This is a genomic window from Pseudomonas sp. GW822-FHT06D10 (assembly GCF_058799535.1).
This window is the reverse complement of the sequence record NZ_JBXALN010000005.1, coordinates 76,353-87,418: the sequence shown is the minus strand read 5'-3', so window position 1 is coordinate 87,418 and position 11,066 is coordinate 76,353. Positions and strand designations below refer to the sequence as shown.

17 protein-coding genes and 1 tRNA gene are annotated in these 11,066 nt (G+C 61.3%); 4 read left to right on the top strand and 14 right to left on the bottom strand.

The window, feature by feature from the left end; all coding sequences use genetic code 11:
* The 5 genes from AC1RL5_RS17710 to AC1RL5_RS17690 form a co-directional block, all read right to left on the bottom strand.
* A partial coding sequence (locus AC1RL5_RS17710) for a RebB family R body protein (RefSeq protein WP_492589556.1) occupies positions 1-151 on the bottom strand: 151 nt, incomplete at its 3' end.
* Between the two features lie 113 nt (positions 152-264).
* Positions 265-822, bottom strand: coding sequence for a hypothetical protein (locus AC1RL5_RS17705; protein WP_093407344.1), 558 nt, complete (start codon positions 820-822; stop codon positions 265-267).
* Positions 823-963: 141 nt separating this feature from the next.
* Complete coding sequence (locus tag AC1RL5_RS17700) at positions 964-1,632, bottom strand: hypothetical protein (protein ID WP_207239902.1); 669 nt, start codon at positions 1,630-1,632, stop codon at positions 964-966.
* A 24-nt stretch (positions 1,633-1,656) separates the two neighbouring features.
* Positions 1,657-1,884, bottom strand: a complete 228-nt coding sequence (locus tag AC1RL5_RS17695) for a RebB family R body protein (protein WP_011058560.1) — start codon at positions 1,882-1,884, stop codon at positions 1,657-1,659.
* A gap of 119 nt (positions 1,885-2,003) precedes the next feature.
* Positions 2,004-2,546: an RNA polymerase sigma factor gene (locus AC1RL5_RS17690; protein ID WP_492589472.1), complete on the bottom strand. Its 543-nt coding sequence runs from the start codon at positions 2,544-2,546 to the stop codon at positions 2,004-2,006.
* A gap of 188 nt (positions 2,547-2,734) precedes the next feature.
* On the opposite strand from AC1RL5_RS17690, the gene AC1RL5_RS17685 reads away from it, so the two are divergent.
* From AC1RL5_RS17685 to AC1RL5_RS17675, 3 genes are all read left to right on the top strand, one after another.
* Positions 2,735-2,811, top strand: a tRNA-Arg gene (locus AC1RL5_RS17685).
* Positions 2,812-2,974: 163 nt separating this feature from the next.
* On the top strand, positions 2,975-3,826 hold the full coding sequence (locus tag AC1RL5_RS17680) for a hypothetical protein (protein WP_492589471.1): 852 nt from the start codon (positions 2,975-2,977) through the stop codon (positions 3,824-3,826).
* Entirely contained in the window at positions 3,810-4,274 is a 465-nt protein-coding gene (locus tag AC1RL5_RS17675; RefSeq protein ID WP_011058557.1) for a hypothetical protein, read from the top strand. Before AC1RL5_RS17680 ends, AC1RL5_RS17675 begins: the two co-directional genes overlap by 17 nt.
* 18 nt (positions 4,275-4,292) lie before the next feature.
* Here AC1RL5_RS17675 and AC1RL5_RS17670 read toward each other — a convergent pair whose 3' ends face one another.
* The 7 genes from AC1RL5_RS17670 to AC1RL5_RS17640 all read right to left on the bottom strand — a co-directional run bounded on the left by AC1RL5_RS17670 (position 4,293) and on the right by AC1RL5_RS17640 (position 8,974).
* Complete coding sequence (locus AC1RL5_RS17670) at positions 4,293-4,478, bottom strand: hypothetical protein (protein ID WP_015633704.1); 186 nt, start codon at positions 4,476-4,478, stop codon at positions 4,293-4,295.
* A 72-nt stretch (positions 4,479-4,550) separates the two neighbouring features.
* The gene (locus AC1RL5_RS17665) at positions 4,551-5,234 is read right to left on the bottom strand and encodes a hypothetical protein (RefSeq protein WP_093407354.1); all 684 of its coding nucleotides are present in this window, start codon (positions 5,232-5,234) and stop codon (positions 4,551-4,553) included.
* Positions 5,231-5,812, bottom strand: coding sequence for an RNA polymerase sigma factor (locus AC1RL5_RS17660; RefSeq protein ID WP_492589470.1), 582 nt, complete (start codon positions 5,810-5,812; stop codon positions 5,231-5,233). The genes AC1RL5_RS17665 and AC1RL5_RS17660 overlap by 4 nt, the downstream gene beginning before the upstream one ends.
* A 37-nt stretch (positions 5,813-5,849) precedes the next feature.
* Positions 5,850-7,598 carry a vWA domain-containing protein gene (locus AC1RL5_RS17655; protein WP_103407934.1) on the bottom strand — a complete coding sequence of 583 codons (1,749 nt, stop codon included), beginning with the start codon at positions 7,596-7,598 and terminating at the stop codon, positions 5,850-5,852.
* 87 nt (positions 7,599-7,685) lie between these two features.
* Positions 7,686-8,246 carry a YbhB/YbcL family Raf kinase inhibitor-like protein gene (locus tag AC1RL5_RS17650; RefSeq protein ID WP_011058553.1) on the bottom strand — a complete coding sequence of 187 codons (561 nt, stop codon included), beginning with the start codon at positions 8,244-8,246 and terminating at the stop codon, positions 7,686-7,688.
* Positions 8,247-8,469: 223 nt separating this feature from the next.
* Positions 8,470-8,718: a BrnA antitoxin family protein gene (locus AC1RL5_RS17645; protein ID WP_011058552.1), complete on the bottom strand. Its 249-nt coding sequence runs from the start codon at positions 8,716-8,718 to the stop codon at positions 8,470-8,472.
* On the bottom strand, positions 8,696-8,974 hold the full coding sequence (locus AC1RL5_RS17640; protein ID WP_053148401.1) for a BrnT family toxin: 279 nt from the start codon (positions 8,972-8,974) through the stop codon (positions 8,696-8,698). The genes AC1RL5_RS17645 and AC1RL5_RS17640 overlap by 23 nt, the downstream gene beginning before the upstream one ends.
* Positions 8,975-9,234: 260 nt before the next feature.
* On the opposite strand from AC1RL5_RS17640, the gene AC1RL5_RS17635 reads away from it, so the two are divergent.
* Entirely contained in the window at positions 9,235-9,501 is a 267-nt protein-coding gene (locus AC1RL5_RS17635; RefSeq protein WP_011058550.1) for a hypothetical protein, read from the top strand.
* A gap of 77 nt (positions 9,502-9,578) precedes the next feature.
* Here the strand turns inward: AC1RL5_RS17635 and AC1RL5_RS17630 are convergent, their stop codons facing one another.
* Entirely contained in the window at positions 9,579-10,217 is a 639-nt protein-coding gene (locus AC1RL5_RS17630) for a hypothetical protein (RefSeq protein WP_144404842.1), read from the bottom strand.
* 459 nt (positions 10,218-10,676) lie between these two features.
* Positions 10,677-10,967 carry a hypothetical protein gene (locus AC1RL5_RS17625; protein WP_041115091.1) on the bottom strand — a complete coding sequence of 97 codons (291 nt, stop codon included), beginning with the start codon at positions 10,965-10,967 and terminating at the stop codon, positions 10,677-10,679.
* Positions 10,968-11,066: the final 99 nt, after the last annotated feature.

The window sequence follows — 11,066 nt, the reverse complement described above, 5'->3', positions numbered from 1 at the left end:
GCTGCGCCGAGACCGAGTTCTGGAACAGGATCGCGGTGGCCTGGGCCATGGATTGGTAGATGGTGCCCATCGCCATGGCCGGCGCTTCGGCGACGACCTTGACGTTGGTCTGGGTGACGGCATCGGTGATTTGTTCGTTTACAAGTGGCATGGCTCAACTTCCTTTGTTAGGCACACGGAGCATTCCGTGTCATTGAGTGAACGTGGCAGCCCTGATGCTGTGAAGCGGGGCTTGAACGGCCTTGCGGTTATTTCAGGGGGCCCTTATTGCCCACTGCCGGCGGTCAGTTGCTTGAGGGTGTCTTCGACTTTCTGCGACAGCCCGGCCATCCGCGCCTCGACCGCGGCTTTCACCTCCTGCTGGACCAGGGCGCTGATCATTGCCTTGAGCTGCGGATCGTCCACCGGGAAGCTGGCCGGGGACAGTGCCGGCGCCAGCGCCGCCGCGGCGGCTGCAGCGGCGGCGGTCGTCACCAGGCCGGCCCCGGGGGGCGATACCGACAGCGGCTCCTCGGACTCGGCGGCCGCCAGCAGTTGGCGCAGCACCAGCTCCCGCGCCTGGGGATCGGCCTTGCCCGCGGCGGCGGAACCGGCCAGTTGATCGATGATCTGCCGGGTGCGCAGCCCATCGGACTGCATCAGCTCCGTGGCCCGCTGCCGCGCCTGATCGACGCTCTGTTGCGCGGCCCTGGACATGTCCAGCGGCTTGTCCTGGGCAAATGCCTCCAGTACCTGGCGCTCGACCTGGGTCAACGGGCGTTTCAGATACTTCTCGGCAAAGCCGAATATCGTCGCCATCGGGGTCTGCTCTTCATTCGCCATTGCATGCTCCTTACTCAATGAATGACGTTGAAGGGCTGGGCACCGGGTCCGTCGAACTTCAACGCCAGGGGAAAAGCCTGTGTCGCGGTCATGCTCCTGGCCGTGCAGGCCCCGGGCACCTGGCGCGCCCGGGGCGCTTGCTCAGGAGGACGGTGTGCGATTGGCCAGGGTGCTGCTGTACTTGGCGATGCTCTGGTCGATCTTGTCGATGGCCACGCCGGCCGCGTCGGCCTCCATGGCCCCGGCAGCCGCCGCCACCGCTGCCGCCGCGCCCACCAGCAGATCGGTGACCAACGCGCCCAGTGCATCCTCGGCAGCACCCTTGACGTTCTCTTTGACGATGTTCTCGGTCATCTGCTTGAGCAGCACCGCCTGGGCCGCCAGGGCCAGCTTGCTGACCCCGTCGAAATACCCCGCCGCCGACTGCGCCACCAGGCCGGCGGCCTGGCTGATCATCATGTCCGGCGCTGCTGCGATCTGCGCCGGGGCATAGCTGAAGGTCTGGGCATTGCTGAACTGCACCGCCTGGACGATCTGGCTGTTCAGGGCATCGGTGCTGTCGCTGCTGGGCGTGCCGGCCTGCTTGAGCAGGTGCGCGTTCATCGTCTGCATCATCGAGGGCTGCGCCGGGCCTGCAGGCGATGGCGCAGGTTCGGGCGCCGGCGCGCTGGCTATCGAGGCGGCGTCACCGGCCATCGCCGAGGGTGCCTCAGGCTCGGCGGCTACTGCAGCGGCGCCAGGGTCGGCCGCCGCGCCGGCGCTTTCATCGGCCGCGGCTGCGGGTGGGGTTTTCTTCTTGAACCAGGCCATGACGATTCTCCCGGGCGGTCAGCCCTACTCGCCGATCGCCATGATCAGCGCCACGGCCTTGGACACCACCGCATTGGAGATCTGGTTGAGCGCCTGCTGGCTGTTGACCGCGTTCTGCAAAGACAAGCCGGCCGAGTGGCTGGCCACCTGGTACAGCGAGGCGATGGCCTGGGCCGGAGCCTCGGCCACGACCTTGACGTTGGTCTGGGTGACGGCATCGGTGATCTGCGAGTTGACCATTGGATCGGGCATACATCTCTCCTTAGATGGAATGGCCCACCGCAGAAGGCGGCGGCACCGGCTACAGCATCGAAAACAGGCTCACTGAACAGGAACGCCCGAGCGAGCCGGCTGTGAAACCTCAGGCCGCATCAACGCAACTGCGCCCGCAACAGCTGCACATACTTGCGCGCCAAGGGCTGGTTCATGCCCAGCTCGGCGGCGATGTGGGGATAGGGCAGGTCGTCGACAAACTTTAGTTCAAACAGGCGGCGCTTCTTCGGCGGCAGTTGCGCCACCCGTCGACTGAGCAGGGCCAGGGTCTCCAGCAATTCCACCTGGTCGAGCACCGACATCTGCGGGGCTTCCAGTTGCTGCAGCGGGTCCTCCTCGAAATCGGCGAAATCCACGAACAGGCGCTGCTCCCGCGCCCGCCGCCGGCAGCTGTCGACAAACACATGGTCCAGCACCAGGAACAGAAAGCCCTGGGGGTCGCGGATCCGCTCCGGCGAGCGGCGAAAGAACAGCAGCGCCTTGATCGCCGTGGCCGCCAGCCACTCTTGGGCGCCATCGGCGTTGCCCCGCGCCAACTGCCGGGCGCGGCGCTGCAAACCGGGCAATACCGCCCTCCAGCTGGCTTCGAACAGTTGGTCCGGCAGGCCCGCTTGCAGGCCGCCCGGCATGGAACAGTTCATCTCCTGCACCTCCCTGTGCCCCGTGATTGCACGGTTCTGGCTGCAGGTTGCGCGCAGGTACGAGGAAGCTTCAGCAGGAAAAACTGCCACTACGGCCCGGGTTTCCGGGGGTTGCGACGGACAAGCACCAGCCGATGAAAACCGGCGTGGACGCCCCGAGTCGACATAGGTATGATGTCGCCCGCACTGCACTCGTAGCTCAGCTGGATAGAGTACTGCCCTCCGAAGGCAGGGGTCGTGGGTTCGAATCCCGCCGAGTGCGCCATCTTCAGCGAAAAAGCCCCAGGTCCTACGGCCTGGGGCTTTTTTGTTGATCCGCGATGCAAAACGGCACGATGCCCGGACGGCACCCCGCACACATGACGGCCCCGGGCTGTCCTGGCGAGGCGCAACTTGCTACATTCGCCGCCCCCGGACAGGAGGTCCCGATGCTGCGCCATCCCCTGCACAATCAACCCTTCGAGCCCCAGATACGCGACTGGGTCACCTGGTTCATGGGCTATGACATGCCCCCGGCCCTGGATGCCGAACTGAACCGCTACAACCCCAATGACCCGGACGACCGCGAATACCTGGTCCGCCACTACGGCCTGATGCGCCACGGTTCCCGGGAAAATTTCCGGCATCGACAGCGGCTGGTGGAGGTGCTGCAAGCGGCCCTGGATGACCCGGACTATGACTTCGAACAGATCTGGGAGCCCATCGAGGACGACTACGAATACGATCAGTGGCCCAGCAACTGGCCAGGGGTGATCGACAACAGCCGGGACCTTTTCCAGCGCCTGCTGGACGCGGCACGGGAGCGCTGGCAGGAAGACCTGGTCCGCGCGCAATTGCCTTCGCTGGCAGAGTGCCGGGCAATCCCGCACCGTGAGCGTTTCGGCGGGGATTGGCTGTTCGGCATCGACAACCCTGAAGCCTGGCGGGCCGAGTTCGATGTGACCGCCACGCCCTATGACCTGAAGACCTCGGGCCCGCAGTTCCAGGGCGAGCAACTGAGCCTGCACCTGAGCGGTGAACTGCCGCGCTTGTCTGTGCCTGCCAGCTGGCCGGTGATCGAGGCGGCGACCCACTGCAGTTTCGTGCTCAAGGTCCAGGGCATCAGCGAACTGGCGGTCAGCGGCACGCGCTTCGACGGGCGCATGCGCACCCAGCTCACTCGCCTGGACCCCGGTTATCACCTGCGCCTGGAAATCGGCTTCGATTGCGTGATCGAATGCGTGGCGTTATCTGTGAGCATCGCCGACGTCAAGGGAACACCCGATGAAAAGCAACTTTGAAGTGGCTCTGGAGCGCGAGGAAGTGCTGCAGTTCTTTCGCGGCCAGGGCCAGTACCTGACCCGGGACGGCGATTGGGACGAGCACCTGTACTGCATCAATTGGCCGGGGATCTTCGCCTACCTGCGGGACAACGCCGACGGCGCACAGCAACTGAGCGCCAGCTTCGAGCGCTACGCATACAGCGTCGAGGAAAGCATTGAGGACTGTTTCGGCCTGCGGGAAAACCTGTTCTGCTACTACTCGACCCGAGCCCGCTGGGCGCCCGAGAGTGTCGACCTGCTGGGGCAATTGCCGGAGCCCTGCCGGCGGCGGATCGTGCAGCGCCTGAGCTGGTATCGCTGGCAAGTGGAAAACCACGCCCGGCTGCTGCCGGAACGGGCCCGGCGCATGACCGCGGACGGTGCCTGCGCCGAGTTCATCGAGTTGCCCGCCACCCCCTACGCCTGAGCGCTGGGGCTGCCAGGGTCACTCCTCCTCGACGGCGTCGGAGTGCGGGTCCGCCTGATCGTCTTCGTCGTCGGCCTGCTGATCGAGGTCCTCGCCCTCTTCAAGGCCAAAGTCCTTGCGGCTTTCCTTGATGGCCTGGCGCAGCTCCGCGCCCTTGATCGGGCAGTTCAACATTGCAGCAATACGGTCGATGCGGGGTGCCATGACCGGCCTCTCACTTTCTGGAAACTGGGCAGATAGTGCGCGTTTTCCGCTGCGACAGCCAACCCCCGCACCTTATTGACGACGCAAGGCTTGCAGGCGCGCGTCCAGATCCTCCTGTGGATAAGTTTCCTGCAGCTGGAGCAGCAGCTCGGCCGCCGCGCGGTTCTGGCCCTCGTCCCATAGACGCAGCACTGTCTGCAGTTGCTCATTCAATCGCTTGATCGCCCGGGGCGCGGCCGGCGCCGACATGCGCTTGGCCAGCTTGCTCGACTCGGCCCTGGGCTTGGCCATCGCAGGTGGCGCTGCATCAGCGGACGCTTCCATCTCCGGCGCCGCGGCAAAACTGCCGACAGGGGCAGCCGGAGCGATGGGCGAAGGGGCAGCCGGCTCAGGGACGCTCAAGGCCCCGGCCAGCTCGGCGGAACGTGGCGCCGCCTGGCGCGCCATGGGCGCAGCTGGGGCTGGAGCGGGCGCAGGGACAAAGGCCTGCTCTTGTGGATAGTGCTCCGGGGAGGGCCGCAGCAAGCCAATGACCAGGGCCACGCCAAACAGGCTGGCAAAGGCCAGTTGATAGCGCGGCCGCTGGCAGGCGCGCATCCAGCGCTGCCAGAGGCTCGGCCTGGGCGCCGGGGCTTCGCGGCGGGCAGTGGCCAGGATCAGGGCATCCAGATGGGCCGGTGGTTCCTGGGCGCTGTGTTGGCGGATATGCGCCAGCATCTGCTCTTCGGGGGTTGGGGTCTGTCGGGCGTCAGTCATGTGAGTACCTCCTCGGCCAGGAGCCGACGCAATTTTTTCAACGCATAGCGGAAACGGCTTTTCACCGTTTCCAGGGGAGCCTGGGTCAGGCTGGCGATTTCTGGCAGTTCCAGGTCGCCGTGGGCCCGCAGCAAGAACACCTCGCGCTGGTCTTCGGGCAGGTCCTGCAGGGCGGCTTCGATACGCTGCTGGTCGCGGCACAGGCTCAGTTGCTGTTCGGGGCCGGGGGCATGGTCGGCTTCACCGTGCAGTTGTTCGTCATAGCTGTCGTGCAACGGGTTGCGCTGGCCGTGCTTGCGCCAGTGGTCGATCAAGCGGTTGCGGGCAATCTGGTACAACCAGGTCCGGAAGCGGGCCCGGCCCTGGGGCTGGCTGGTGCTGCGGATCAGGCTGAGCCAGGTTTCCTGGTAGACCTCATCCGCCAGCTCGGCCTTGCCGCACAAGCTCAGCACAAAGCGATACAAGCCCTGGCGATGGCGCTGGTAAAGCACCTCGAAGGCCGCGGGGTCTCCGGCACGGTAACGCGCCAGCAGCGTTTCATCGCTGCTGGCGTCGCTGGTGGATTGGGCAGCAGACATAGGGCGGTTGAACTCCTGTTCACTGCGGGTCTGAGGTCTACTCAAGGCGGCTCTGCACTTGGCTCAAGTCCACGGGCTGCGCCGCCTGGGCTTTCGGCGCCTGAGTTTGCAGGCTTTGCGCCAGCTCCACCAGCTGTACGAACTCGCCTCGCAGGCCGTAAGGGTCGGCACCCTTGGCGCCCTGGGCCAGTTTGACCGTGTCGGCCAGGCTGAAGTTGCCGGTGTAGCGGCCGTCCTTGAGCTGCTGGGAGAACGCCGCCACGGCTGCGGCGAAGCGCAGGTCGGGGCTGGCCGCCGCCAGGCTGCCCGGCTGCTGGGCACTGATGGGCCGTTCGATCAGGCGGCTGCTGCCGCCTTCCGGCGCCTTGTAGCGCAGCCGCAGCATGGCCAGTTCGCCCTGCTTGCCACTCTGTTGCGGCGCCTTGGCCTGGGTATAACGCAGCGGCTCCAGCCAACCCTTCTCGCCAGCCGGGACAATTTCATACAACGCGGTAACCGTATGCCCTGCACCAATTTCCCCGGCGTCGACCTTATCGTTGCTGAAGTCTTCTCGCTTGAGTGCACGGTTCTCATAACCCAGCAGGCGGTATTCGCTGACCTGGGCCGGGTTGAACTCCACTTGCAGCTTCACGTCCTTGGCCACCACCGCCAGGGTCGAGCTGAGCTGGTCCACCAGCACCTTGCGCGCTTCGCGCAGGTTGTCGATGTAGGCGTAGTTGCCGTCACCGGCGTCGGCCAGTTGCTCCATCAGGTGCTCGTTGTAGTTGTCCACGCCGAACCCCAGGGTGGTCAGGGAGACACCACTCTTGCGCTTCTCGGCGGCCATGGCCTTGAGGCTGTCGAAGTCGCTGACGCCGACGTTGAAGTCGCCGTCGGTGGCCAGCAGGATGCGGTTGATGCCCTTGTCGATAAAACCCTGCTGGGCCATCTGGTAGGCCAGCTGGATACCCGAGGCGCCCGCCGTGGAACCACCCGCGGTGAGCTGGTCGATGGCAGTGCGGATCTTCGCCTTGTCACGACCGGACGTGGGCTCCAGCACCACCCGTGATTCACCGGCGTAGACCACCAGCGACACCCGGTCCTGGTCCCGCAGTTGATCCACCAGCAGCTTGAGGGTGCTTTTCACCAGGGGCAGGCCTTCACGGCGATCCATGGAGCCGGAGACATCCACCAGGAACACCAGGTTGGCCGGGGCCAGCTCCGCCACCGCGCGATCCGATGCCTTGATGCCGATGCGCAGCAGGCGGGTATGGGGGTTCCACGGCGACGGCGCCAGCTCGGTGGTCACGCCAAAGGGCGAGCCGTCCGTGGGCAGGGCGTAATCGTAGGGGAAGTAGTTGACCAGTTCCTCCAGGCGCACCGCGCCCTCCGGCGGCAGGCTGCCCTGGTTGAGCAAGCGGCGGACGTTGGCATAGGCACCCGTATCGACGTCGGCGCTGAAGGTCGAGACCGGTGCTTCGGCGACGCTGTGGATCGGGTTGTCCGGCAGTTTCTGGTACTGCTCCCGGGGCTCGTCGCGGTAACCGGCCACCAGCGAATCCCGTGAGCTAATGGGCGCCGGCATCGGCGCTGACAACCTCATGGGATGCACAGCGCGCTTGGCCATGGTGGCATCGGCATGCTGCACCTCGTACTGCGCTTGAGGCGCAGCCTGCAATGCTCCCTGGGTTGACGAGCCGGCAGCGGATTCGGGCTTGGACGACACACCACAGCCGGCAACTGCCAGCAACAGGCCGGCGGCAAAACCCTGGGCGGCCGGACGAAGGAAATGCACGGGAAGGGACATGGGGCTGACCTCGGAAAGAAATGATCCATTCCCCCCTTCAGACGAAGCCCCTGGGCGATTCGGGTTAAGCCTTCGAAAAAATTTCACTCAGCGGGAATAGCGGCGCACCACACTGCTGTTGCGCAGTACGTGACCGTTGATCTTTTCCAGCAGTTGGGCGCGGGTCAGCCCGGCGGGCAGGGCTTCCGGCGGCAGGTCCAGGGCGTAGATCTGGATGATGTAGTGGTGCGCGCTGTCACCCACCGGCGGGCACGGGCCCATATAGGAAGTACCGTTGCGGCTGTTGAGGCCGGCCAGCCCTTCCAGGTTCGGCTTGTTGCCGGCACCGGCGGGAATCTGCCGGGTGGTGGGCTTGATGCCGTAGTGCACCCAGTGATCCACGCCCTGGCCCTTGGCCCCGTCCGGGTCGTGCATGACGATGGCGTAGCTCAAGGTCCCGGTCGGGCCGGCGGTCCAGTTCAAGGCCGGGGAATTATTGTGCCCGCCACAGCCCTTGGCATCGCTGGCATTGCCCGTGGTGAACAGCCGGTCATCCGAAACCCCGGGAATGTTCAGGGTAAAACGCTCCTGGGCCTGCACGGGCAAGTGCAGGCACAGCAACGCGGCACCAACGGCCAGCCAAGTATTGCGGGAGGCAAAGCGAGACATACGAAAGCACCTTATTTGCGGATGAGGTCAGGGTGAGCACAAAACTATAGCCTGCACGAAAGAGCGCACTCCTTCGCACCAGGCAAGGGAGCAGATTGAGCTTGAGGACGGGGGTAGTTGTAAATGAATATTTCAGACAGGAATCGCAATGGCGACCACCCTCCACGGCCGGCCGGAAAGAGCGGCGGGCCATCCGCCCGCCTCCTGAAATGATGCACAGGCCTCAGTCCCGGTGGGCCTGCATGTACTGGCGCAGCAATTGGTTGATCCGCGTCTGGTAACCCGCGCCCTGGCCCTTGAACCACTCCAGCACATCGGCGTCCAGGCGAATGGTCACGGCCTTCTTGCCCGGCAGGTGCACCTCGGCGCGGCGAAAGAAATCGTCATCCAGCTCGGGAATATCAGAAGTATCGATGCCCTGGTCATCGGTTTTCGCCAGGCGATCCCAATCAGTTTTCGATCCGTTGGACATAATATTTAGCCTCCCGCTTAGTGGCTTTTCGCGCCGAGATGATGCGCACCGCATGACCCCGCCGCTCGGTATGGACCACCACGCCCACCAGGCCCCTGATCCAACCGAGGCTGGCCCAGCGCTCCTCGCCGTAGTCCAGGCGCTCATCGCGCAAGGACAGCACCGGGCGCTGGAACATCAGCACCGCATCGTTGAAATCGATGCCGTGCTTGAGCATGTTGGCGTGGTTCTTGGCCTCGTCCCATGCAACGTACATGAGCAATTTCGTATTTACAAATGTACATACAGGCTGGCCGACCGTTCGCCAAAAGCGCCCTGGCTAAACACCTGGAAATACAGTCGCAAGCGGGATGGATGTGTACGGAAAAAGCCCTACAACGCTCTCGGAAAAGACGCCACCACACTTGCCTTGCACCCTCGCAAGCCCGCGGCTTATAGTCCGGCCGTCGCCCATATGGCGACCTGGTTTGGCGACCGGAGTAACGAGTACATCGATCCATTAAGCGAGGTGTACTAATGAACCGTTATATATCCCTAACCGGCCACGACTGCCTGATTCCTTCCCTGCTGATCGACACCCAGGCGCCCATCGATGTGTTGCACGACGCCGCAGCCTTTCGCATCCGCGCCGCGACCCAACTGCTGGAGAACTTCGCCGCCGAGACCCTACGCAGCGAACCGGTGCTACTGCAGGAACTGACCCTGGTGTGCAGCATCCTGCTGCGCGATGGCTGTGATCTGCTGGATGTGACATCACGGCGTTTGCAACCGCAAATGACCTAGTCAATAAATAAGGGCGACTTTAAAGTCGCCCGCTGCCTTTAGCGGAAGTTGCTCACTTATATTGTTCAGCAACACATTCATCTCCTTCGGCATTCATTACTTTTGAAATGCATGGTCGGAATATCGATTTTTTTAGTGTTCACAAATATATCAGGAAGGGTTATCGAAAAATCGTCCAACTGCCCCGGCGACAATTGGATAGATATAACACTGGGTCGATTTTTCTTCGCTTCAAAAGTCGTCTGCATTTGCGGAGCAAAAATTTCTCTCTGGTCTCCATTATTCAATCGCAACACTATATAAGACGAGAATGTACTGATGAACGTAGGGTTTTGCGCATGCATTTTCTGCATGACATGTGCTTGTCGAACAATGGCCTTGGCCTCTTTGCCGAAAGCCCATTGTTGTTCAGGCTTATATGGATGAACCTCAAACTCAATTCTCAATTGAGTGTCTGTTGTACCGGTAATAGATCGAGTAACAGGGTCAAATTCTGGCGTACCTGGCAGCGTGGTATAAACAGTCGCAATCACCGCTCCAGAAAAATCGCCAGGATTTACAATCCCATACCAAAAGGCACTTCGCCTGCCATGACAAGTCGAATTAGAGTGACCCTTATTTATATTCGTAGATTCAGGATGAATATAGGGACCAACACTACATCCGGAAAAAATTAGAAAAACACTAAAAAAAGACAGTCTCAGCATCTGACTCACTTGAATACAAACTCCTGTATTTCACGACCTCCCGCTTCTTTAAATAGTCACCTCTTTCAAAGCTGTTCGTCCCTATCTATAGCCATTAGACTAAAAAACATAACAGCTTTTCGTGTTTGCGGCCTCATATCTCCAAGACTTTATAATTCCATCCCTAGAAACCAAAACAGAATATCGACAATCTCTTATCCACGTTATGTAAAAGCGCCTGCCTTCCCCTTCTTCGAGCACACGATCAAACACTTCATTTCTATTTACCGGCGACCAATACGAATCTCCACACCCTCGACTACAGTCCGAATAAATATGGGACTCAAACTTAGTACCAACCAGAGCATTCATCCCATCAGTCCAGTGAGAGTATGAAGGGGCACAACCCACAAGCAAAAACAGCACTAAAATAATAGCATTATTTCTTATCACGCCTTTTCTCCAGCAGTTCCTTTTGCAGCTACAAAATCACAATCGAATTAAAGTGATTGGAAACTGAACGTCCTCGCCGTCAACATACATCCAGGATATTGAAAACAGCTTTTTTGATGTTTTTTCATCAAATGGCATGAGTAACATCACAAACTCATCCAGTTCGCAACTATACTCAACACCTCTTATATCTGAGTCATCATGCATCTTCCCGGTTAGTTTTCGCTCAACGCCGTCAACTATAAAAACATAAAGAATTTCCTGAGAGCCCTCAGAATAACAAAGCGACCGAATTACAACGCTACTGCTTATATACGGATTGCCCATTCCATACGTCCTTAAAGCTATAAGGATCCATCTTACGAGTCTTTAATCAACACTCGGCCCGCATCATCACCCCCACTAACAACAACCCAACGCCCTATT